Raw genomic sequence first — 22,807 nt, forward strand, 5'->3', positions numbered from 1 at the left:
CGTGGCTGCCGGCGCCGCGGCAGGCGCGGCGGCGGGTGCGGCGCTTTCAGCCGGGGCTGACGCGCCCGCGGGCGCTGCGCCCTGGCTGCCGCCGCTGCCGTTGCCACGGAAGTCCGTGACGTACCAGCCGGAGCCCTTGAGCTGGAATCCAGCCGCGGTCACCTGCTTGGAAAACGTGCTTTGACCGCATTCGGGGCATTCCGAAAGCGGCGCGTCAGAGATCTTCTGCAAGACGTCTTTGGCATGGCCGCAGGCGCTGCACTTGTAGGCATAGATGGGCATCGAGGACTCCCAGGCGAAAAGCCGGGCATATCAAAATCGGCCTGCCGCCGCGCGCGGGCGCGGGGCGCGGCCGCTGGGCCAGGCCAGAAAAAATACGGGAAAGTCTTGAATTTTAGCGGTTTTTCATAAAGCGTCGGAGTCCGGCCCAGTGTGCAGGCCCCGGGCCGCGCCCGGGGGGCAGACCGCCCGGGCAGGCGGGCGGCCCCCTACACCGGCAGCAGGAACATCAAGGCCGCCACCAGGGTCGGTCCCAAGGCGCACAGGAACAGGCGCCCGGACGAGATGCTGCCGTCCGGGAAATGGTTCTTCAGGATCGCGAAACCGGCCGGGTTCGGCGCATTGGCGATCACCGTCAGCCCTCCGCCCGTGACCGCGCCGGCCACCAGCATGTAACGCCAGGCCTCGCTGGTGCCCTCCACGAGCGAACCCAGGTAGGTGAGCGCCGCGTTGTCGGTAATGGCCGTGAGCGCGGTTGCGCCCCAGAACAGGACGAAAGGCTCCAGCCCTCCCAAGAGGTCCTGCAGCCACCATTTCTGCAGTCCGCCCAGCACCACCAGCCCGGCCAGGAAGAAGCCCACCATCAGGCCCTCCTTGATCATCAGGCGGTCCTGGTGGCGCTTGTAGGCCTCGGAAAACCCGATGAACATCATCAACAAGCCCAGGAAAATGGCCGGATGATGCGCAGTCAGCACGATGGCGATGAGGAACACCAGGTGCACCGCGATCACGATGGCCGGCACCGGCGCGCGCTTGCCCGCGCCATCCGGAGCGTCGACGCCGCCGCGCGTGCCCACCGCGCCTTCCAGCAGCGCCTTGCGGCAGATGAACGTCAGCAGCCCCGCATTGAGGCAGACCGCCAGCGCCGCGCGCCAGCCGAAGTGCTGGAGCATGTAGGCCGAATCCCAGCCGAACGTGCTCGCCACCATCAGGACGGGCGGCGCCGCGTAGGACGTCAGCACGCCGCCGATGGACACGTTCACGAACAGCACGCCAAGCGTCAGGTACTTGAAACCGGCCCGGCCGCTGCTGCGAAAGTAAGCGTCGCGCAGCAGGATCGCGGCCAGCGTCATCGCGGCCGGTTCGGTGATGAACGAGCCGCCCAGCGGCACCATGGCCATCACGACGAAGAAGGTGGACAGCTCGCGCGGCATCGGCAGGACTCGCGCAACGATGCGCACCAGCAGCCCCACCAGCTCAAGAATCGGCCGGCTGGCCGCCACGACCATGATCGCGAAAACGAACAGCGGCTCCGTGAAGTTGCGCGTGTCCATGTAGTCGATGGCGGTCGCCGGTCCGGCCAGCGCGGCCATGGTCACGATCAGCGCGAACGCCCACACGCCGAAGACGGCCTCGACCTCGGAAAATAGATGCCAGAAGCCCGCGTGCGGCCCCCCTCGATGCGCGAGCCGCGCGAAGAAGGGAACCGAGAAAGTATGGAGGACCGCCACGGCGAACAGGATGGTGGCGATGACCTCTAGCGTCTGAGGCATTTGCGGCATTTCCTAGGGTGCCCGGCGGCTACGGGAGCCGCCGGGCTTGTAAGACAAGCGTCGCAATATAGCCCAGCGCCCGGCCGGTGTAACGCCGGGTCAACACTGATCCCTGCCGCCTTTTCTACGCGATCGGGGCCGGCGGCTCGGCGCCCGCCTGCGCCGCCTTCATCTCCATCAGCAGGCTGTGCAGCATTTCCGTGGACAGCCCGTGCAGCACCAGCCGGTAGCCCGCGCGCAGCGTGGACATCGGCACGAGCGGATGGTTGTTGTTGACCAGGATGAGGTGCTGCGGGGCCCCCAGCAGCTTGGCCGCATAGATGCCCACGGTCTCGTCAAGCTGAAGCGAATTGGCCGCGCGCCAGAAATCGTTGTCGGTCAGCAAAAGCTGATAAAGCGGCGTGAACAGTTCGATGGCGCTTTGCAGGTCCAGGAAGTTCAGCTTGCCCTGCGGCATGTCCTCCAGCCGGATCGGCGGATCGCGCAGCATCGAATAGTCCACCGTCTGCGGGGCATGCATCTCCACGCCCGCGTCCCGCAGCGCCTGGTTCAGCCGGATAACGAAGTTAAAGAGGTTCAGGTCGTGCTTGACGAACAGATCGTCCTTCAAATCGTCGATCGTCGTCGGCTCAAGCGGCGTCGTGCTGATGGGCACCGGCGAGTTCGCGGCGATGAATGACAGCGCCTGCGCCCCCAGATGGAAGTGCCGCAAAATCAGCCAGTTGGCCTCGGGCGACACGAACCGCTTCAAGCCCCAGGCCAGGATGCGGTGCAGCAGCCGCGAATGTGACCAACGGCGCGGCAGGAACGTCTTGACGATCTGGATCAGGATGATGAAGGCGCGCGCGATCGGCCGCAGGAACGGCAGCAGGTATTGCCGCGACGCGCAGCTGGAATCCGTCAGCCACGCTTTCTTGACCTTGTCCGGCAGCGGCGTGCTGCGATCCAGGTAAAGGGCCAGCCAGGGGCTGGGGTCCGCCGGATCGTGTTCCCGGGCGAGGAATTCGGGTTCCTTCTTCATGCCGCGTCCGCCTCCATCACATGATGAAACTGCATCAGGTAAAGCGCCGCCGTGCGGCGCGCGGTGTCGACGATGCGCTGTTCGGCGCGCCCATCCTCGTCGCAATCGAGCGCCAGTTCCACCGCCGACAGCCACCGCGCCAGATGGTGTTCATCGTTGTGGCCGTGGTATTCCAGGAAGCGGAAGGCGTCGGGCGGCAGTTTCAGGCTGGCCTTGAGCAGCGGCAAGAGCGCAGGCACGATGCGTTGCCCCGTGCCTTCGATGATGTAGATCGCGCCCAAGAGCCCGATGGGGTCGCGCGTGGCGGCCAGGCTGTGCAAATAGGCGTTCAGCGCTTCGCCGCCGGGGTTGCGGCGCAAGGCATCGATGCTGTCCACCGCGCCGCCGGCGTTGCGATAGTCCTGGAACAGGATCTGGAAGTCGTTCTGTTCTTCGCCCGCGTGCATGTCGATCAGCGCGGCCAGCGGCGCGTATTGCTCGGTCAGCGACGCGGCGCCCTCGCGCATCCACTTGCTGCCTTCGCGCACCTGCGGAATCCAGTTCTCCATCCACGCCAGGTAGTCCGCGGTCTGGAACTGCCGGTTGCGCAGACGCCGGATCACCGGCGTGCGCCACACGCGCGAGCGGTAGTCGTGCCAGATCGCCGCCAGCTCGGTCAACAGTTGTCCCAGGCCCTGCGGCGCCATGTCGGGATCATGCGGCGGCGCGATCGCGTCGGCATCGGCGGACCCGGCATCCTCGCGCGCGGCCGCGGCGGGCGCACCGGCAGCCACTGCGGGCGTTGCGTGCACCGCTTCGGCTTCCAGCAGCATGTAGGCCGCCATGAAGCGCCCGGATTCGGGGATGTAGCAGAAGATCTGCTCGCCGGGCTTGACCTCGCGCGTTTCCAGGAACTCGGCCAGCATGATCATGATGGATGCCGCGCCGGTGTTGCCGCGCCACGCCAGGTTGCTGAACCAGCGCTCGCGCGGGATCACCAGCCCGGCCTTCTCCATCAGGTCTTCCACAACGGGAATGAATTTCTCGGACGAGTAATGGCACAGGAAATGATCGACCTGGTCCGGATCCACCCATCCGTCGCGCACCAGCTTGGCGTACTCGTGGATGCCGATGTCGAACAGATGCGGCAAAAGGCGGATGTCCTGGCGCAGCGACAGCGCACCGTCGGTTTCAGCCTCGTTCCACGAGGGGTAGTCCAGGTGTCCTTTGCTCCGGTCGGCGGACAGCCCGAGCTGCATGCACACCGGATAGTCGCCCGAGAACGAGCGCTGATGCACCCACTTCAGGCGCAGCCGCACGCCCTGCGAGGCGCCGGGCAGCGGCCGTCCGCTGTTGCCCAGCAATACCGCGCCGGCCCCGTCCGAAAGCATCCAGCGCAGAAAGTGCGCGTCGAAGTCGGCGTCGTAGCCGCGCGCGGCAAAGCGCGAGCGCTTGAACAGGCGCGACGGCAATTCGCTGGCGACCGCCAGCGCGCTGGCATGCGCGCCCAGTTCCACGCCTTGCGCGGCCGCCTGGATCGCCGACACACCCGCGGCGCAGATGCCATGCACCGACAGCGTTTCCATGGGCGGCGCGGCCAGCTCGCCCTGGATCATGTTGGAAAACCCCGGCATCAGCGCATCGCCCCCGGACGAACCGCTGGCCAGCATCGATATGGCCGACAGGTCGGTGTCGTGGCGCCGCAGGCAATCGCGGATGGCGTTGGCCGCCAGCTGCGCATTGGAAAACACGGTCGCGCCCTCGGGGTCGATGGCGTAGTAGCGCTGCTTGATGCCGTTCTCGGCCAGGATGCGGGTCTTGATCCGGCTGGACATGCGGTTCAGCGGGGCGATGTAGTCATCCATGGCCTCGTTGGACACGGGCTCGCCCGGCATGAAATAACCGGCGCTCTCCAGGTAGACACGATGAAACGCAATGGGCATGACGGATCTCTGGTTAAAAAAGGGGGAGTGCGGCGCTAGCGGACGTGCTCGGGCGCCATGCAGGAACGGCTGCGAAACCTGGGGACGAAGGCGCCCAGCACGAACACGCGGAACATGTAGGGCGCGAGGCCGCGCTCATTCAATTCGGCGCGCACGCGGCCGCGGTAGTGGTCGCGATGCAGGCGGGTCAGCTCGGACCAGTGCGCGCGCGGGTGCTCGTGGTGCGCAGTGTGCAGGCCGATGTTAAAGAGCAGCGGATTGACCAGCCCCTCGAAGTTGCGCGCGTAGTTCAGGCCCGCCACCTGCCGCGGCCCGCCGTCCGCATGCGCGTGCTGCAGATAGTTGGTGGCCAGCAGCCAATGCAGGCCGTGAAGCTGCGGCACGATCACGAACACCAGCGCCTTGGCAGGATTCACGGCGATGAGGCCGGCCCACAGGCCCAGCCACGCGCCGTACTGCGCCATGCAATAGCGCCAGGCGCCTGGCCAGTGCCGGCGCAACCGGCCCAGCCACGCAAAGAACACCGGATACAGCACCCAGGCCGCCTGCACCGGATGGATGAGGTAGCCCCACAGATGGTTGGTATCGCCGCCAAACCGATAGGTGCGCGCCACATCGCGCGCGCCGTGCTTGAAGCGGTGGTGATTGGCGACGTGGGCCGGGTAGAACACGAACGTCGGATGGCCCTGCAGCAACGTGATCCAGAAATCGGTGATGCGGTTGGCGCGGCGGCCGCGCCACATCCTCAGGTGCGTGTGATTGTGATGGATGACGCCGATGCCCAGCGTCAGGAACAGCATCAGCGCGTAGGCCGGCCACCAGAACCCGTGGAACCACTGCCAGCCGGCAAGCAGGGGCAGCGCGGCCAGGTAGGCCAGGCTCTGCCAATCGCGCCGATTGCGCAGCGCGGGCAGCGTGCGCCGCGGGCCCAAGCTTGGCGCCACTATGCGGAGCCTCGCAGGCCCGCGCCGGACTCGCGCTGGCGGTGGGCCTGCAACTGGCGCTCGGCGGCGTCCGCCCCCAGCCGCGTGCGGAACAGGCGATCCATGAAGGTGAACTGGAAGCCGTAGTTGCCGTTGTAGCAGGCATGGTGCAGATGGTGCCGGCGGCTGGCGGCAAACCAGTGCGCGTACGACACCTTGGGAAAGAAATCGTAGTTGGCGTGGCCGATGCAATTGAAGAACAGGCTGAACAGCGGCACCGACAGCAGCGACCAGAAGCTGAAATCATGCACCACCATCGGCAAGAGGATCACGTTGCCCAGCATCAGCGCCTCGATGGGATGAAAGCTGTAGGTCGAGAACGGCGTGGTCACGACCGAACGGTGGTGCGGCAGGTGAAAACGGCGCAGCAGCCGCGTATGCAGCAGCCGGTGGTTGATCCAGAAATGCACGTCGTTCCAGGCCACGAGCGCCAGGATTTCCAGCACGATCTGCTGCCAGCTCGCGTCCGGGTCCAGGCGCGCCCAACCCAGTTGCAAGAGGCCCCACGGAAAGATCATGCCGGTGCCGAACAGCAGGATCGACAGACCCGACTGAGCCAGTTCGCGCCGCAGCTGTCCCGGCGCCAGGGGCCGCGGATCCAGCGGCCGGCCCAGGCCAAGGGCCGGCAGGATGTGCCGCGTCAGCAGCCAAGTGGCCGCGCCAAAGACCAGGTAGATGCCGCCGAAAAAGAGCAGCCCCGCCAGCATGACCTGCCAGGCGGACAAGGCTTCAAAAGCTTGGCCCATGAAGGTTTTGTTTCACCCCGAAGAATGGCCGCATCATAAGCAATCCGTCAGCTTCCCGGTAGGGCAAGTATTACCAATTGAATCCGGACGCCACAAAGCGCTCATGCCGCGCGCAGCGCCGGCCCACCCGCCGGAAACTGCCGATCCAGCGCATCCACCGCGGCATCCAGCTGCGCCGCGAGCGCCGTGCTGGCCGGCAACATGGGCAGGCGCAATTCGTTCGATAGCAGCCCCTGGCGGGCAAGTTGCGCCTTCAACGGCCCCGGATTCGGCTCGCCGAACGTCAACCGGATCACCGGCGCCAACGCATGAAACAGGGTCCTGGCCTCGTCCAGCCGCTGCGCCCGCACCGCGCGGTGCATGGCCACGAAAAGATCGGGACGAACATGCGCGGCGGCAGCGATCATGCCCGTGGCCCCCAGGCACATTGCGGACAGCGACTGCAGGTCTTCGCCCGCCAGCACGTTCATCTGACCATCGGCAATCAGCGCTACGGTCTTTTCCAGGGATCCGCCGCAGTCCTTGATGGCGGCGATATTCGGGTGCGCCGCCAGCGCCAGCAGCGTGGACGTGTCCAACGTGGTGCCGGTCCGGTACGGAATGTCGTAGAGCACCAGCGGAAACCGCGAGGCATCGGCCAGGCAGCGGAAGTAGGCGGCAGCCCCTTCCTGGCCCGCGCGCACGTAATACGGCGCGGGCGCCAGGATGCCGGCCAGCGGCCGCGTGCCGAAGGCCGACAGCCGCTGCAGCACATGGCCCTGATGATTGCCGGCCAGTCCCATCACGATGGGCAGCGGGCCGGCTTCGGCCAGCACCGCGTCCAGCACGGCGAGCTGCTCGGCATCGTCCAGGGCCGCTGCCTCGCCGGTGCTGCCGCACACGACCAGTCCGTCCACGCCCGCCGCCAGATAGTGACGCACTAGGCGGCGCAGGGCTCCGCCGTCGACATGGCCGCCCGAAAACGGCGTGACCAGGGGCACCCAGACACCCTGGAACAGAGATTGATTCGATTGCATGAGAACACTCCTTCGTATGGACCGTTGGGGGACCGTACAGAAGTGCTCGGGATATCAGTGGGGGTGCGCGCGGGTGCGCCAAAGCGCTGCCGGCAGGCCGCTGTTCCGTCGCCCATCTGACGGAACAGCATGCTCCGGTCAGATGAGCGGCTGTTTTTTGGATTTCAGGCCGGCGGCAGCCAGCACCACGCCAAGGGCGCGGAGGTGGCTAGCAGTCTGGTGGGCCTGATGAATCATGAATGAGCGGGGACGCGATAGGCGGCGGATGCAGCAATCTACCGGGCGGGCGCGGCGGTGTCAACGACAGGCATTTCCGGCCGAATCCGGTGGCCGCGGGAGGGCAATCAGCCGAGCGTCGCGAGGAACACCTGGCACAGCGCTTCCATGCCCTTGCGGTCGTCTTCGTCGAAGCGGTCCGGCACGGGGCTGTCCACGTCCCACACGCCAATCAGTTCGCCCCGGTGCACCAGCGGCACCACGATTTCCGAACGCGAAGCCGCGTCGCAGGCGATGTGGCCGGGAAAGGCATGCACGTCCGGCACGAGCTGCGTCTGGCGCTGGCTGGCCGCCGCGCCGCACACGCCGCGATCAAGCGCAATGCGCACGCAGGCGGGCTTGCCCTGGAAGGGGCCCAGCACCAATTCCGTGCCGTCGAAGAAATAAAACCCCACCCAGTTCAGTTCGGGCAGGGCCTGGAACGCAAGCGCGCTCAGGTTCGCGGCGTTGGCGATGCGGTCGGGCTCGCCTTGCAGCAGCGCACGCGCCTGGACGACAAGTTCGGCATACAGGGCGGCTTTGGACTCGGCGACGATGGGAGCGGCTTCGAACATGGAATGTAACTGTACAGGCGGTTATCGATGCAGGTGATTTTAGGGGTTCCCCCCGATAAAGGGGCCGGGCTGTTACCGTATGGGACAATACTTTGTTGTCAACCGTATCACCCGACCCACCCTTCTTGATCAAGAAGCACTCCATGGACAAGCCTATCGAACCTGCGTTTTCCTTTTCGGAACGCGCCCTGCAACTCACCAGCTCCGCCATCCGCGAGATTCTCAAGGTCACCGAGCGCCCCGAAGTCATTTCGTTCGCAGGCGGTCTGCCCGCGCCCGGCGGCTTTCCGGTAGAAGTGGTGCGTGCGGCATTCGACAAGGTCCTGTCCACCAACGGCCGCGCGGCCCTGCAATACGGCCCCACCGAAGGTTATGCGCCCCTGCGCAAGTGGGTCGCCGATGAACTGACCGCGTCCGGCGCCGACGTCGCCCCCGACCAGGTCCTCATCGTCTCCGGCTCGCAGCAGGCGCTGGATCTGCTGGGCAAGGTGCTCATCGACAAGGACAGCAAGGTGCTGGTCGAAGACCCCAGCTATCTGGGCGCGCTGCAATCGTTCAGCCTGTACCAGCCGAAATTCGTGCCGGTGCCCACCGACGAAGGCGGCCTGATCCCCGAAGCGATCACGCCCGAACTGGCTGACGGCGCCCGCTTCCTGTACGCCCTGCCCAACTTCCAGAACCCGACGGGCCGCACGCTCAACCTGGAACGCCGCATCGCGCTGGTCAAGCGCGCCGCCGAACTGGGCCTGACCATCGTCGAGGACGATCCCTACGGAGAACTGCGCTACGCCGGCGAGCCGCAGCCCGGCCTGATCGCGCTTGCCAAGGAATACGGCGCGAACGTCGTCCGCCTGGGCACGTTCTCCAAGGTGCTGGCGCCGGGTCTGCGCCTGGGTTACATCGTTGGCGGCCGCGCCCTCATCAACAAGCTGGTGCAGGCCAAGCAGGCCACCGACCTGCACACGCCCACGCTGACCCAGATGGCCGTGTACGAGATCGTCAAGGACGGCTTCCTGGCCGAACACCTGCCGAACGTGCGCGAGATCTACCGCGCCCAGGGCAGCTGCATGCTGGACGCCATCCAAAAGGAATTCCCGTCCACCGTCACCTGGACCAAGCCGGAAGGCGGCATGTTCATCTGGCTGACGCTGCCCGAGCACATCGACAGCACCAAGCTGCTCGAAAAAGCCATCGCGCAGAACGTGGCCTTCGTGCCCGGCGCGCCGTTCTACAGCGGCGAAGGCAAGCGCAACACGCTGCGCCTCAGTTTCGCGACCGTGCCGGAAGACAAGATCCGCACCGGCATCGCCATCCTGGGCAAGCTGCTGAAGGCGGAATGACAACGTCCGCGGCCGTCCCCGCAGGGACGGCGCGGATGCGTTGATCACCGATCGGCCGGGCGCAGCGCCCGGCCGTTGTTTTATGCTGTCGGCTTTCCCGACCTCTTTTGACCGAGACAGTGAGCGCTTCGCAACCTTCCCCCGCCGACCTCAGTGACATCGTCTTCACCGACTGGGTCGAACGCTGGCTTCCGAAGTCATGGCGTCCCTATGCCCGCCTGTGCCGCCTGGACCGTCCCATCGGCACCTGGCTGACCTTGCTGCCGGCGATCGCCGCGCTGGTCCAGGCCGCGGGCGGACTGCCCGACTTGAAACGCCTCATCGTGTTTTCGCTGGGCGCGTTGCTCATGCGCGGCATCGGCTGCACCGTCAACGACATGTGCGACCGCAACTTCGACAAGCACGTCGAACGCACGCGCTTCCGTCCGCTGACCAGCGGCCAGCTGTCGATGAAGAACGCCACCTGGTTCCTGCTCGGCCAGTTGCTGGTCTGCGGCTCGCTGCTCTTTTTCCTGAACGACATGAGCCGCTGGCTGGCCGTGGCGGTCCTGCCCTTCGTCTTCATCTATCCGCTGTGCAAGCGCGTCACGTACTGGCCGCAGGTCGTGCTGGGCATCTGCTTCAACTGGGGCATGCTCATGGCCTGGTCGGACACGCAGAACCATGTGCCGCTTGCCGCCATCGCCATGTGGCTGGGCGCCGTGCTGTGGCAGGTAGGCTACGACAGCATCTACGCCTACGTGGACGTGCGCGACGATCGCAGCCTGGGCCTGCACTCGACCGCCATGCGCTTTGGCGACCAGGGCAAGCTCTGGATCGGCGGTTTCTACGTGGGCACGGTGCTGTTGTGGGCCTGGGGCGGGCATGCGATGGGCCTGTCGTGGGCCTATCAGGTGGGCATGATTGCCGTGGCGGCGCACCTCGCGTGGCAATTGAAAGTCTTCGACATTCAGCGCCCCGACCGTAACTTCATGCTCTTTCGCGCCAACCTGTGGCTGGGCGCGCTGCTTGTCGCGGCCGCGCTGGCCGGTGCGCTGATCAGCTGATCCCCGGCAAACGCCACGGCGCCCGGCCGTGGCGTTTGCCGCCTTGGCCCGCCTGTTTGCGGGATTGCCGCGCGCGGGCGATGATGGCCTTTCCGCCCACGTCACGGAGTCACCGCATGCCCGCATCGTTCAAATCCCTGACTGTCGCCGCCGCCGCGTGCGCCCTCTTTGCCGCATTGCCGGCACAGGCCGCCACCGACTGCGCACCGCTGCGCGGTTGCGCGGCCAAGTTCTGCCACATCGAAAACGACATCGCCGCCGCGCAGGCGCAGAACAACACACGCCGCGAGGCGGGTCTGCGCAAGGCGCTGTCCGAGGCCAAGGCAAGCTGCACCGACAGCCGCCTGCAATCGCAGCGCGAGTCCGACGTGCGCGAGAAGCAATCCAAGGTCGCCGAACGCCAGCAGGAGCTGAAAGAGGCTCAGGCCAAGGGCAAGCAGGACAAGATCGACAAGGCCCAACGCAAGCTCGAAGAAGCGCAGGCCGAATACAACGACGCACTGGCCGATCTGAACCGCTGATCCGCCGCAGTCTGCTGGCCAGCGCGTCTTCCGCACGCGCTGACCGCCCCCCCTCCTCCTGTCTTCCCTGCAGACGCCCCCCCCCGGCGCGCTGCCGGAAATCTGACACGTCATCCAATGGAAATATCGCCACCCATGGCGCCAACATGGACAATCCATGTTGATTAGCCATGATTATGGAAAGATGTTTTCAAGGAATAAGGGTTTATCCCAGGGTTATTTAGGCACAGAATGCCTCTCATCGGGACACAGCAAGCGAGCCCCAGGCAATCAGGTCTGAGGCTCGAATCCCAAGCTCACAAGACTCGGAGGTCTGCCATGAAAACCCTTGCTACCGCATTGATGTTGTCCATGTCCGTTCTGGCCGCCGGCGCCCAAGCTGCCGAAGCCGACCAAGCCACCACCCGCGCTCAGGTTCAAGCCGAGCTGCAACAAGCCAAGGTTTCGGGCCAATACACCTTCGGCGAAGAAGGCTACCCCGCCCCCATCGCCCAACGCAGCAGCCTGACCTCGCAGCAAGTGCAAGCTGAACTGGCCCAGGCCAAGAACGCCGGTCAGGTCACCTTCGGCAACATGGACTACCCGCCCGTCGCGGCTTCGGCTTCCGCCTCGACGCTGACCCGCGCCCAAGTTGAATCGCAACTGGCGCAAGCCAAGACCGAAGGCCTGGTGACCTTCGGCAACATGGACTATCCCCCCCACCTGGGCAGCTGATCCACGGGCCGCGCCGGCCGTGAATCACAACCAGGCAGCCCTCTGGCCACAAGCCAGAGGGCTTTTTGTTTGACGCTTCGACAGATAAATAAGTCATAACGACGTTACTTAAAGCCGATTCGACATTTTTGCTGCTACAAATCGACAGCACTCCCGCATAGGATTGAGGCCACTTCCCTTCCCTCTCATTGCAGGAGCAGCATCATGTCCACGCACACCAAGCCCATCGTTCTGCTGGGCGCCGGAAAAATCGGTTTCGCGATCGCGCTGATGCTGGAACGCAGCGGCGATTACTCGGTTCTGGTCGCGGACCAGGACGCCGGACGCCTTGCCGTGCTGGCTGAACTGGGCTGCGAAACGCGCCAGGTAAGCGACGACGCCGGCGTGGCCCGCTGCATCGAAGGCGCTTACGCGGTGGTCAATGCGCTGCCCTTTCATCGCGCAGTCGCGGTGGCGGGCCTATGTGCGAAGGCCGGCGTGCATTACTTCGACCTCACCGAAGACGTCGCCAGCACGCATGCGATCCAGGCGCTCGCCAGCGAGGCGCGCGGCGTCCTCATGCCGCAATGCGGCCTGGCCCCCGGCTTCATCGGCATCGTCGGCAACGCGCTCGCCCGCCGCTTTGACACCCTGCTGGACCTGCGGATGCGGGTCGGCGCACTGCCGCGCTATCCCTCCAACAGCCTGCGCTACAACCTGACGTGGAGCACCGAGGGGCTCATCAACGAATACTGCAATCCGTGCGAGGCCATCGTCGACGGGCAACTGACCAGCGTGCCCGCATTGGAAGGCTACGAAACCTTTGCGCTGGACGGCGTCGAATACGAGGCCTTCAACACCTCCGGCGGCCTGGGTACCCTGCCCGCCACGCTGCTGGGGCGCGCCCGCAACGTCGACTACAAGTCGGTGCGCTACCCCGGTCATTGCAGCATCATGAAGCTGCTGCTCAATGACCTGCGCCTGCGCGATCGCCGCGATCTGCTCAAGGACATCTTCGAGTCGGCCATCCCCACCACCGAGCAGGATGTGATCGTCATCCAGGCATCGGCCTCCGGCTATCGGCATGGCCGCCTGGAAGAAGAGTCGTATCCGATCCGCGTGTTCGGCGCCGAGGTGGACGGCCATCGGCTCAGCGCGATCCAGCTGTCCACCGCTGCCGGCATCTGCGCCGCGCTCGATCTGGTGGCGCACGGCGTGCTGGCGCAGCAGGGTTTTGTGGGACAAGAGGCCATCGGTCTGGACGCGCTCCTCACCAACCGCTTCGGCCGCATCTATGCGGGCAAGCCCCTGGCGCTGGCCGGCTGCGCGGTAGCCGACCGCTAGCGGTCCCGGGGCCGCACGCGCGACCAGCACGTCGCGCGTGCGGCGTTACGTCCAGCCTTCCAGGCGCAGCGTCGCGCGCACCAGGCGCTGTTCTTCCTGCTCGATGTCCGCCAGGCTCTGGCGCACGCTATCCACATGGTCGGCCGCCGCCTTGCGGGCCTGCTCGGGCTGGCGCCCGATCACGGCATTGAAGAGCCGCGTGTGCTGCCGGTCGATCTGCCGCTTTTCCGGTTCTCGGTGATACAGGTTGTTCACGCAGGCGAACACCGACCCCAGCAGCAGATCCGTCAGCGATTGCAGCGTATGCACCAGCACGGGATTGTGCGAGGCCTCGCAGATCGCCAGATGAAATGCATGATCCAGATGCGCGTGGGTGGCGGTATCGGTGGCGGCGCCCTGCGCGGACACCATCTCGTCATACCGGCGCCGGATCATGATGAAATCCGCCTCGGTTCCGCGAATGGCCGCCAGCCGCGCCGATTCGGCCTCCAGCAACGACCGCACTTCCAGCAGGTCATACAGCGTGCGCGGCTGCGAATTGAACAGATGCATCAGCGGGCCGGCGTCCACCTTCGAGATATGCGCCACGAACGAGCCCTTGCCCTGCGCGGTGTGGATGATCTCGCGCGCGCGCAGCAGCTTCAGGCCCTCGCGCAGCGCCGTGCGCGACACGCCCAGCTTTTCGGTCAGGCGCCGCTCGGACGGCAGGGCCTGACCCGCCTTGAGCACGCCATCCAGAATCAGGCGCTCGATCCGTTCAGCGACTTCATCGGCCACCTGACGGGGCTTTTCTTCGATTTCCGCGTGCATGCAATCTCCGCACCAGTGGTATGACCATGCGCGGTCGACGCTTGCGCGGCTCGGCCTTGCCTAGGTAAGTGGCTGATATCAAACCACAAAAATCGTCGCTTCGCCCGACGCTGGCGTCACAAACTGGTATGACCAGCTGGTTTGCGTATGGACATCGGCGCGGGCGCGGACGATGATGTCAGCACCCCTCACCCGGCGCGGCGCGCCGGTCTGCCTTACTTATCGCCAGAGATCCGCATGACTCAACGCATCCAGCACCACGGCCTGCAAGTGGCGGCCAATCTCAGTCAATTCATTGAACAGGAAGCGCTGCCCGGCTCCGGCCTGGATGTCGATGCCTTCTGGCAAGGCTTTGCAGCCCTGGTGCACGATCTGGCGCCGAAGAACCGGGCCTTGCTCGCCGAGCGCGACCGCCTGCAGGCCGAGCTTGACGCCTGGCACCGCGCCCATCCTGGTCCCATCACGGATCCGGCCGCCTACCGCAAGTTCCTTGAAGGCATCGGCTATCTGCTGCCGCAACCGGCCACCGTGCGCGCCACCACCGACAACGTGGACACCGAAATCTCGCAGCAGGCCGGCCCGCAGCTCGTCGTGCCGATGTCCAACCCCCGTTATGCGCTGAACGCCGCCAACGCGCGCTGGGGCAGCCTGTACGACGCCCTGTACGGCACCGACGCCATACCCGCCACGCCCGGCGACACGGGCCGCGGCTACAACCCGGAACGCGGCGCCGCCGTCATCGCGCGCGCACGCAGCTTCCTGGACACCGCCGCGCCGCTGGCGCAGGGCTCGCACGCCGATGCCAAAGGCTACACGGTCGAAGGCGGTGAGCTGCGCGTGGCGCTTGCCACCGGCGCAACCGGCCTCAAGTCCGGCGCGCAATTCGTCGGCTACCAGGGCGATGCGTCCGCCCCCACGGCCATCCTGCTCAAGAACAACGGCCTGCATTTCGAGATCCAGATCGACCGCGCCAGCACGATCGGCGGCACCGACGCGGCGGGCGTCAAGGACGTGGTGGTCGAAGCGGCGCTGACCACCATCATGGACTGCGAAGACTCGGTCGCGGCTGTCGACGCCGACGACAAGGTCCAGATCTATCGCAACTGGCTCGGCCTGATGAAGGGCGACCTGACCGAGGAAGTCACCAAGGGCGGCAAGACCTTCACCCGCAAGCTCAACGCGGACCGCAACTACACGCGGCCGGACGGTTCGGCCTTGACGCTGCATGGCCGCTCGCTCATGTTCGTGCGCAACGTGGGCCATCTGATGACCAACCCGGCCGTGCTGGACCGCGACGGCCAGGAGATTCCCGAAGGCATCCTGGACGCCGTCGTCACCAGCCTGGCCGCGCTGCAGGACCGCCAGAAGAAGCTCAATTCGCGCACGGGCTCGGTCTACATCGTCAAACCCAAGATGCACGGCCCCGCCGAAGCCGCGTTCGCCAGCGAGCTCTTCGACCGCGTCGAAGACCTGATCCGCGTGCCGCGCAACACCCTGAAAATGGGCATCATGGACGAAGAGCGCCGCACCAGCGTCAACCTGAAGGCCTGCATCGAAGCCGCTGCCTCGCGCGTCGCCTTCATCAACACGGGTTTTCTGGACCGCACCGGCGACGAAATGCACTCGGGCATGGAAGCCGGCCCCATGCTGCGCAAGGGCGACATGAAGTCCAGCGCATGGATCACCGCCTACGAGCGCAACAACGTGCTGGTCGGGCTGGACGCCGGCCTGCGCGGCCGCGCCCAGATCGGCAAGGGCATGTGGGCCATGCCCGACCTGATGGCCGCCATGCTCGAACAGAAGATCGCGCATCCCAAGGCGGGCGCCAATACCGCCTGGGTGCCCTCGCCCACGGCCGCCACGCTGCACGCGCTGCATTACCACCAGATCGACGTGCAGGCGGTCCAGCAGGAACTCGAGCGCACCCGGCTGGACAGCGTGCGCGACGAGCTTCTGAATGGCCTGCTCACGGTTCCGGTGGGCGATCCTTCCAAATGGTCCGCCGCCGACATCCAGCAAGAACTGGACAACAACGTGCAGGGCATTCTCGGCTACGTGGTGCGCTGGATCGACCAGGGCGTGGGCTGCTCGAAGGTGCCCGACATCCACAACGTGGGGCTGATGGAAGACCGCGCCACGTTGCGCATCTCCAGCCAGCACATCGCCAACTGGCTGCGCCACGGCATCACGAACCGCGATCAGGTCATGGAGACCTTCAAGCGCATGGCCAAGATCGTCGACGGGCAGAATGCGGGCGATCCGCTCTACCAGCCGATGGCAGGCAACTTTGACACCTCGCTGGCGTTCAAGGCCGCGTGCGCGCTGGTGTTCGAAGGGCTGACGCAGCCCAACGGCTACACCGAGCCGCTGCTGCACAAGTACCGCCTGGAGTACAAGGCCGCGCGCGCCTGATCCAGGCTCTGCAAGCGTGACCACGCCGGACGGCATTGTCGTCCGGCTTTTTTTCGGCTGACACTGCCCGCCAAGGCGTTCGCGCAAGCCGGATCTCACGCTGGCATCCGCCCCGAATTAAAGGCAACGACCTTTTCGCACGATCGTGCTAAATTCGCGCCATGACAGCAAAAACCGAGAAAAGCGAACTCACCTTCGCGGCGATCGTGAACACGGCGCTCGACATGGCCGCCGCGCAAGGCATGGAAAGCCTTTCGCTGGGCCAGGTCGCCAAACGGCTCGGCATCAGCAAGAGCGGCGTGTTCTCGCGCGTCGGCTCGCTGGAAGCCCTGCAGCAGGCGGTGCTGGACGAATACGACCGGCGCTTCGTCGAAGCCGTCTTCACGCCGGCCATGGCGTATCCGCGCGGTCTGCCGCGCCTGAATGCCCTGGTTTCGCTGTGGATCGACCGCGCCAGCAATGTCGAGACGCTTACCGGCTGCATCTACGTAGCCGGCGCATTTGAATACGACGACGTCGACTCCCCGCTTCGCTCGGTGCTGGAACACAACCTGAAACGCTGGCGCGCCGCCATGGTGCGCACGGTGAACCAGGCGCTGGAGGCCGGGCATCTGCGTCCCGACACCGATCCGCAGCAGCTGGTGTTCGAGGTCTACAGCCTGATGATCGGCTTGATGCACGACGCTCGGTTCCTTCGCGATCCCAAGGCGCACGAGCGCGTGAAGGCAGGTTACGAACGCCTCATCTCCACGTACCGCAGCTTCAAGTACATCGAGTAGTCCCAACTCGCCGGCTCCGTCCCGGCATTTACTTTCGCTAAATTTCGCACGACCGTGCGAATCTTGACAGGAGCAGGCCATGTGGATTCTCATTCCGATAGGCGCATTAGGCGTATCCTCCGTCCTTTGGCGCCAGTGGCGCGCGCTGCTGCGCCAGTTGCCCGACCGCGCCGACCATCTTGTGCTGTTCTGAGTCCGGGCGACCGGGATTACCGTCCGGTTTCCACCCCGCCCCACACACCATGACGCGCTCCATTCATCTGCTGATCGTCGACCCGCAAAACGATTTTTGCGACCTACCCGACTCTTATCGGCCCACCGATCCCCTGACCGGATCGGCGGTCGAGCCCGCGCTGCCCATCGCAGGCGCGCATGCGGACATGCAGCGGCTGGCGCGCTTCATTGACGCCACCGCTCACGCGCTCTCGTCGATCACGGTCACGCTCGATTCGCACCACCGGCTGGATATCGCGCACCCCACCTTCTGGCGCATGGGCAACGGCGACCCGGTGCCGCCCTTCACGCCGATCACGGCCGCGCAGTTGCGCGCGGGCGAATTCGTGCCACGGCATGATGACGACGTGCCGCGCACCCTGAACTACCTGGACGAACTTGAAGCGCGCGGCCGTTACACCCTGATGGCCTGGCCGGTGCATTGCGAAATCGGCACCTGGGGCCACAACGTGCATGCCGACGTGCGCGCCGCCTACGGCCGCTGGGAGGAAGACCGCCAGTTCATCGTGCGCAAGGTGCCCAAGGGCGCCAACCCCTGGACGGAACACTACAGCGCACTGATGGCCGAAGTGCCGGACGCCGACGACCCGCGCAGCCAGCTCAACCGCGGCTTGCTGGACTCGCTGGACCGCGCGGATCTGATTCTTGTGGCGGGCGAAGCGGGCAGCCACTGCGTGAAGGCCACCGTCGAGCACCTGGCCGAACATCTGCCCGGCGGCAATCTGTCGCGCATCGTGCTGCTGACCGACTGCATGAGTCCGGTCGCGGGTTTTGCCCACGCGCAGGCCGGTTTTCTGCATCGCATGCGGGATCTTGGCGTGCAGCAACGCACCAGCACCGACATGGCCCGCGCGTTGGCGTAGAACCGCTGCTACGAGACCCGCGGGCCCAATGACAACGGCCGCCTGCAAGCGCAAGGCGGCCGTGAATCAGTGAAAGGCGGGTGCCGGAGCACAACGTTCAGGCTGCGTGTCCCGCCGTCTTGCCTTCGCATTCGACGTAAAGCGCGCTGATCGCTTCGCACAGCGCCGGCGGCTGCTGAAACAGTCGCGACACCAGCAGGCAGCCCTGGATCGTCGCGAACACGGCGCGCCCCGCGGCTTCGGGCGTTCCGGAAAACTTCAACGTGCCCTGCGCCGCGCCTTCGGCCAGCACGCGGGCCAACCACGCTTCGTGCGCACGGAAGAATCCCTGCAACGCGCCGCGGACCCGCTCGGACAGGCTCATCACGTCAGCGGCCAGCATGCCGCCCAGACAGAGCTCACCGGAACCGCAAGCGGCCGATTCCATCATCGAGAGGTATTTCTCAAGCTGCGCCTGCGCCGGCAGCTTGGTATCGATTCCACGCACCGCGCCGAGTGCGCGCGAGCTGTAGGCTTCGACGGCTTCGTAAAGCAGGTCGTCCTTGCCCGGAAAGTAGTAGTGGATGCTGGACGTCTTCACGCCCACATGCTCAGCCAGGTCGCGGTAGCTGAAGCCGTTGCATCCGCGCATGCGGATCAGCTTCTCGGCATGCGCCAGAAGCAATTCGCGAGTGGTGTTGGAAGTCGGGGTATCCATGGCTGCATATTACCTACTAATAGGTCGGCTCGTCATTGGGACGGTCCCTGATCGGTATTGCCGAGAGGGCCGCTCAAGCCGCCGACAGTGCCAGCGAACCCCGGCCGGGAATGATCCCGTTCCCGGGGTCCGCTTCGATTGCCATCTGCTTCAGCCTTGCACGGGCGGGTAGTCCAGTTCGCCGCCGTCGGTCAGGCCTTGGGCGCGGGCGGCGGCCAGTTCCTGCTTGACTTGGGCACGGGTCTTGTCGCCGGCGTGGGCATACGCGGTGGCGGCGTAGCCTTCTTCGCCCGACACCAGTTCACCGTTGGCGCGTGCGGCGGCCAGTTCTTGCTGCACCTGAACGCGGGTCACCGTACTTTGCGTGTTCAAGGCGGGCGGGTAGTCCAGTTCGCCAGCTTGGGCGGCGCCGATGAAAGAGGCGGACAGGATCAGGGCGGATACGAGGGTCTTCATGAGAATGCTCCAGTCAGTGTGGGTTGCTAAATCGAAGTTGGGTTACAGCTATCTAGTTATAGATAGATAAGCGGTCGAAAAAAATCAGCCTTGAACGGGCGGGTAGTCCAGTTCGCCACCATCAGTCAGGCCTTGGGCGCGGGCGGCAGCCAGTTCCTGCTTCACTTGGGCGCGGGTCTTGTCGCTGGCGAAAGCGATCGGGGCGGCGGCGTAGCCTTCTTCGCCGAACACCAGTTCACCGTTGGCACGGGCGGCGGCCAGTTCTTGCTGCACTTGAGCACGGGTCACGGGGCTTTGGGTATTCAGTTCGGGCGGATAGTCCAGTTCGCCGGCTTGGGCGGCGCCGATGAAGGAAGCGGACAGGATCAGGGCGGATACGAGGGTCTTCATGAGAATGCTCCAGTCAATGTGAGTTGCTGCGTCGAAGTTGGGTTACAGCTATCTAGCTATAGATAGATAAGCGGTCGAAAAAATCAGCCTTGAACGGGCGGGTAGTCCAGTTCGCCGCTGTCGGTCAGGCCTTGGGCGCGGGCGGCAGCCAGTTCTTGCTTCACTTGGGCGCGGGTCTTGTCACTGGCGAAAGCGATCGGGGCGGCGGCGTAGCCTTCTTCACCAAACGCCAGCTCGTCGTTGGCACGGGCAGCGGCCAATTCTTGCTGGACTTGAGCGCGGGTCACCGTGCTGTGCGTGTCCAGGGCAGGCGGGTAGTCCAGTTCGCCGGCTTGGGCGGCGCCGATAAACGAAGCGGAAAGAATCAGGGCGGATACGAGGGTCTTCATGGTCAATCTCCGAGATAAGTTGAAGTGTGCGTTTCAGTTAGCTATCTACTTGTAGGTAGATGTCGAGCGAAATAAAAAAGCGGTCCTACTGTATTTCTGAGTTCGGCGCCGGGCGGTTTTGTTGGGTGCGCTGCGTCGATGGATGAATCTTACCTACTACTAGATAGACAGCGCAAGCAGTTTAAGTGAAACGATTTATTTCGTGAGGCGGATTGGCAACATGGCTTGTACGGACCCGGCGGCACGCGGACCGCTGGCGCCGGGCGGTCCGGCGACTCAGCCGACGGAGCCGCCCCACCCTGCGTCACGCCGACAGCGCGCGCATGACGGCATACAAATCCGACTTGCCCTCGAAGCCGATGCCAGGCAGATCGGGCATCGTCACATGGCCAGCTTCCACCTTCACGCCATCCGGAAACCCGCCGAACGGCTGGAACAGATCCGGATAACTTTCATTGCCGCCAAGCCCCAGGCCCGCCGCGATGTTCAACGACATCTGGTGCCCGCCATGCGGCACGCACCGGCTGGCAGACCAGCCGTGCTGACGAAGCATCGCCAATGTGCGCAGATATTCCACCAGCCCGTAACTGAGCGCGCAATCGAACTGCAGATAGTCGCGGTCCGCGCGCATGCCGCCGTAGCGGATCAGGTTGCGGGCATCCTGCATCGAAAAGAGGTTTTCGCCCGTCGCCATGGGCTTGTCGTAGTAATTGCGCAGCGTCGCCTGGAGCTCGAAGTCCAGCGGGTCGCCGGCCTCCTCGTACCAGAAGAGATCGTACTGGGACAGCGCCTTGGCGTACGCAATCGCCGTGTCCAGATCGAACCGCCCGTTGGCGTCGACAGCCAGCTTCTGGCCGTCCTGCAGCACGCTCAGCACCGAGTCGATCCGGCGCAGATCTTCGTCCAGCGATGCACCGCCGATCTTCTTTTTCACGACCGTATAGCCGCGGTCCAGATAGCTGCGCATCTCGTCCTTGAGCTTGGCGTGGTCCTGTCCCGGATGGTAGTACCCGCCCGCAGCGTAGACGAACACGCGCGGGTCGGGCTGACCATTGCCGTAGCGTTCGGCCAGCAATTGGAAAAGCGGCTTGCCTTCGATCTTCGCCACCGCATCCCACACGGCCATGTCGATCGTGCCGATCGCCACCGATCGCTCGCCGTGGCCGCCGGGCTTCTCGTTCCTGAACATCGCATCCCAGATCTTGTGCGGGTCCAGGTTGCGCCCCGTGGCATCCGTGAGTGAATCCGGGTCCGCCTCCAGCACGCGCGGGATGAAGCGCTCGCGCATCAGCTTGCCCTGACCATAGCGGCCGTTGGAGTTGAACCCGTAGCCGACCACCGGCTTGCCGTCGCGGATCACGTCGGTGATCACCGCGACCAGGCTTAGCGTCATCTTGCTGAAATCGATGTAGGCGTTGCGGATAGGTGAACTGATGGGCAGGGTCTGCTCTCGGATATCGACGATTCTCATGCTTGTCTCCAGTTGGGGCGCATCGTGAATCGATAGATTAGTGGCGCATTCCTGCCCTAGAATTCACCCAAGTTCATTTGATTATTAACTTCCAGTGAAAGCCGACCTTGCCTCAGAGTTGCAATTCTTTGTGCTGATCGCGCGGCTGGGCAGCCTGTCCGCGGCGGCGCGGCAGCTGGACCTGACGCCTCCCGCGGCCACCAAGCGGCTCGCGCTGATGGAAAAGCGCCTCGGAGTGCGGCTGGTCAACCGCACGACACGCAGCATCAGTCTGACCAATGAAGGCGAAACCTATCTGACCTACGCGGCTCGGATCCTTGCTGACCTGCGGGAAATGGAGGACGTGGTGTCGAGCAGCAGCGCGCAACCGCGCGGCCTTATCCGGGTCAATGCCACGCTGGGTTTCGGCCGCACGACCATCGCGCCGCTGGTCTCGGACTTTGCAAGGCGCTATCCGCAGGTCCAGGTCGAACTGGAGGTGACCGACCGTCCCATCGACCTGGTGGAAGGCGGCTTCGACCTGGCCATCCGCTTCGGCGAACTCCCCGACAAGCGTCTTGCCGCGCGGCGCATCATGACCAATCGTCGCTTTCTTTGCGCCTCGCCTCACTACCTGAAGGCGCACGGCACGCCGGCCACCCTTGCCGACCTCGCCCATCACCAATGCATTCTTCATCGTCAAAACGACGAAGCGCACGGCGTCTGGCGCTTCACGCATCAAGGCAGCGTGGAAGTGGTGAAGGTCGAAGGCGGGCTTTCCAGCAACGACGGCGACATCGTCCTGGGCTGGGCGCTGGATGGCCACGGCATCCTGATCCGGTCGGAATGGGATCTGGCCAAATACCTGGAAAGCGGCCGGCTGCGGGTGGTGTTGCCCGATTTCGCGCTGCCGTCAGCCGACCTGTTCGTCTACTATCCGCAGCGCCGCAATCAGACGGCCCGCGCGCGCGCCTTCATTGATTTTCTGGTGCAGGCCTTTCTCCCGGCAGGCGACCAACCGACGCCGGCCCCCGGGAAAAAGTAGCCGCCGCCACCGGCAGCGTCCATCGAAGGCAGTCCGACGTCAAAAAAA

The 22,807-nt window shown here is 65.1% G+C and carries 23 protein-coding genes; 9 read left to right on the forward strand and 14 right to left on the reverse strand.

Annotated elements, in window-relative coordinates; translation table 11 throughout:
- From HV786_RS11485 to HV786_RS11520, 8 genes are all read right to left on the reverse strand, one after another.
- The coding region (locus HV786_RS11485; RefSeq protein WP_175210925.1) for an FmdB family zinc ribbon protein at positions 1 to 282 on the reverse strand (282 nt) is incomplete at its 3' end.
- A 206-nt stretch (positions 283 to 488) separates the two neighbouring features.
- Positions 489 to 1,772, reverse strand: coding sequence for a putative Na+/H+ antiporter (locus HV786_RS11490; protein WP_128829614.1), 1,284 nt, complete (start codon positions 1,770 to 1,772; stop codon positions 489 to 491).
- Positions 1,773 to 1,896: 124 nt separating this feature from the next.
- The gene (locus HV786_RS11495) at positions 1,897 to 2,793 is read right to left on the reverse strand and encodes a DUF6999 family protein (protein WP_128829615.1); all 897 of its coding nucleotides are present in this window, start codon (positions 2,791 to 2,793) and stop codon (positions 1,897 to 1,899) included.
- Positions 2,790 to 4,715, reverse strand: a complete 1,926-nt coding sequence (locus HV786_RS11500) for an iron-containing redox enzyme family protein (RefSeq protein ID WP_128829616.1) — start codon at positions 4,713 to 4,715, stop codon at positions 2,790 to 2,792. The genes HV786_RS11495 and HV786_RS11500 overlap by 4 nt, the downstream gene beginning before the upstream one ends.
- 35 nt (positions 4,716 to 4,750) lie before the next feature.
- Entirely contained in the window at positions 4,751 to 5,647 is an 897-nt protein-coding gene (locus tag HV786_RS11505) for a fatty acid desaturase (protein WP_252870364.1), read from the reverse strand.
- A gap of 11 nt (positions 5,648 to 5,658) precedes the next feature.
- Entirely contained in the window at positions 5,659 to 6,444 is a 786-nt protein-coding gene (locus HV786_RS11510; RefSeq protein WP_056327145.1) for a sterol desaturase family protein, read from the reverse strand.
- Between the two features lie 101 nt (positions 6,445 to 6,545).
- The gene (dapA, locus tag HV786_RS11515) at positions 6,546 to 7,460 is read right to left on the reverse strand and encodes a 4-hydroxy-tetrahydrodipicolinate synthase (protein ID WP_128829618.1); all 915 of its coding nucleotides are present in this window, start codon (positions 7,458 to 7,460) and stop codon (positions 6,546 to 6,548) included.
- Between the two features lie 344 nt (positions 7,461 to 7,804).
- Complete coding sequence (locus tag HV786_RS11520; protein WP_128829619.1) at positions 7,805 to 8,290, reverse strand: GAF domain-containing protein; 486 nt, start codon at positions 8,288 to 8,290, stop codon at positions 7,805 to 7,807.
- 143 nt (positions 8,291 to 8,433) lie between these two features.
- On the opposite strand from HV786_RS11520, the gene HV786_RS11525 reads away from it, so the two are divergent.
- The 5 genes from HV786_RS11525 to HV786_RS11545 all read left to right on the forward strand — a co-directional run bounded on the left by HV786_RS11525 (position 8,434) and on the right by HV786_RS11545 (position 13,234).
- Positions 8,434 to 9,630, forward strand: coding sequence for an aminotransferase-like domain-containing protein (locus HV786_RS11525; RefSeq protein ID WP_128829620.1), 1,197 nt, complete (start codon positions 8,434 to 8,436; stop codon positions 9,628 to 9,630).
- 119 nt (positions 9,631 to 9,749) lie between these two features.
- Complete coding sequence (gene ubiA / locus HV786_RS11530) at positions 9,750 to 10,676, forward strand: 4-hydroxybenzoate octaprenyltransferase (RefSeq protein WP_128829621.1); 927 nt, start codon at positions 9,750 to 9,752, stop codon at positions 10,674 to 10,676.
- A gap of 116 nt (positions 10,677 to 10,792) precedes the next feature.
- On the forward strand, positions 10,793 to 11,197 hold the full coding sequence (locus HV786_RS11535; RefSeq protein WP_128829622.1) for a DUF1090 domain-containing protein: 405 nt from the start codon (positions 10,793 to 10,795) through the stop codon (positions 11,195 to 11,197).
- A gap of 318 nt (positions 11,198 to 11,515) precedes the next feature.
- Positions 11,516 to 11,911: a DUF4148 domain-containing protein gene (locus HV786_RS11540; protein ID WP_082586414.1), complete on the forward strand. Its 396-nt coding sequence runs from the start codon at positions 11,516 to 11,518 to the stop codon at positions 11,909 to 11,911.
- 204 nt (positions 11,912 to 12,115) lie between these two features.
- Entirely contained in the window at positions 12,116 to 13,234 is a 1,119-nt protein-coding gene (locus HV786_RS11545) for a saccharopine dehydrogenase family protein (RefSeq protein ID WP_128829623.1), read from the forward strand.
- 45 nt (positions 13,235 to 13,279) lie between these two features.
- Here HV786_RS11545 and glcC read toward each other — a convergent pair whose 3' ends face one another.
- Positions 13,280 to 14,044: a transcriptional regulator GlcC gene (gene glcC / locus HV786_RS11550; protein WP_063953670.1), complete on the reverse strand. Its 765-nt coding sequence runs from the start codon at positions 14,042 to 14,044 to the stop codon at positions 13,280 to 13,282.
- Positions 14,045 to 14,281: 237 nt separating this feature from the next.
- Between glcC and HV786_RS11555 the strand changes: the two genes are divergently transcribed.
- The 3 genes from HV786_RS11555 (at position 14,282) to HV786_RS11565 (ending at position 18,332) form a co-directional block, all read left to right on the forward strand.
- Complete coding sequence (locus HV786_RS11555; protein WP_175210927.1) at positions 14,282 to 16,456, forward strand: malate synthase G; 2,175 nt, start codon at positions 14,282 to 14,284, stop codon at positions 16,454 to 16,456.
- A gap of 161 nt (positions 16,457 to 16,617) precedes the next feature.
- On the forward strand, positions 16,618 to 17,235 hold the full coding sequence (locus HV786_RS11560; RefSeq protein ID WP_056327123.1) for a TetR/AcrR family transcriptional regulator: 618 nt from the start codon (positions 16,618 to 16,620) through the stop codon (positions 17,233 to 17,235).
- 242 nt (positions 17,236 to 17,477) lie between these two features.
- Positions 17,478 to 18,332, forward strand: a complete 855-nt coding sequence (locus HV786_RS11565; protein WP_128829624.1) for a cysteine hydrolase family protein — start codon at positions 17,478 to 17,480, stop codon at positions 18,330 to 18,332.
- A 97-nt stretch (positions 18,333 to 18,429) separates the two neighbouring features.
- Here HV786_RS11565 and HV786_RS11570 read toward each other — a convergent pair whose 3' ends face one another.
- The 5 genes from HV786_RS11570 to HV786_RS11590 form a co-directional block, all read right to left on the reverse strand.
- Positions 18,430 to 19,029: a TetR/AcrR family transcriptional regulator gene (locus HV786_RS11570; RefSeq protein ID WP_128829625.1), complete on the reverse strand. Its 600-nt coding sequence runs from the start codon at positions 19,027 to 19,029 to the stop codon at positions 18,430 to 18,432.
- A 150-nt stretch (positions 19,030 to 19,179) separates the two neighbouring features.
- Entirely contained in the window at positions 19,180 to 19,485 is a 306-nt protein-coding gene (locus HV786_RS11575; RefSeq protein WP_128829626.1) for a DUF4148 domain-containing protein, read from the reverse strand.
- An 84-nt stretch (positions 19,486 to 19,569) separates the two neighbouring features.
- Complete coding sequence (locus HV786_RS11580; RefSeq protein WP_128829627.1) at positions 19,570 to 19,875, reverse strand: DUF4148 domain-containing protein; 306 nt, start codon at positions 19,873 to 19,875, stop codon at positions 19,570 to 19,572.
- An 83-nt stretch (positions 19,876 to 19,958) separates the two neighbouring features.
- Positions 19,959 to 20,264 (reverse strand): DUF4148 domain-containing protein, encoded by a 306-nt coding sequence (locus HV786_RS11585; RefSeq protein WP_128829628.1) that lies wholly within the window; start codon positions 20,262 to 20,264, stop codon positions 19,959 to 19,961.
- A 304-nt stretch (positions 20,265 to 20,568) separates the two neighbouring features.
- Positions 20,569 to 21,735: a mandelate racemase/muconate lactonizing enzyme family protein gene (locus HV786_RS11590; protein WP_128829629.1), complete on the reverse strand. Its 1,167-nt coding sequence runs from the start codon at positions 21,733 to 21,735 to the stop codon at positions 20,569 to 20,571.
- A gap of 94 nt (positions 21,736 to 21,829) precedes the next feature.
- Here HV786_RS11590 and HV786_RS11595 point away from each other — a divergent pair, with 94 nt between their 5' ends.
- Positions 21,830 to 22,759: a LysR substrate-binding domain-containing protein gene (locus HV786_RS11595; RefSeq protein ID WP_128829630.1), complete on the forward strand. Its 930-nt coding sequence runs from the start codon at positions 21,830 to 21,832 to the stop codon at positions 22,757 to 22,759.
- The last annotated feature ends 48 nt before the right edge of the window (positions 22,760 to 22,807 follow it).

It is taken from the genome of Achromobacter mucicolens (assembly GCF_902859725.1).
GTDB lineage: Bacteria > Pseudomonadota > Gammaproteobacteria > Burkholderiales > Burkholderiaceae_B > Achromobacter > Achromobacter mucicolens.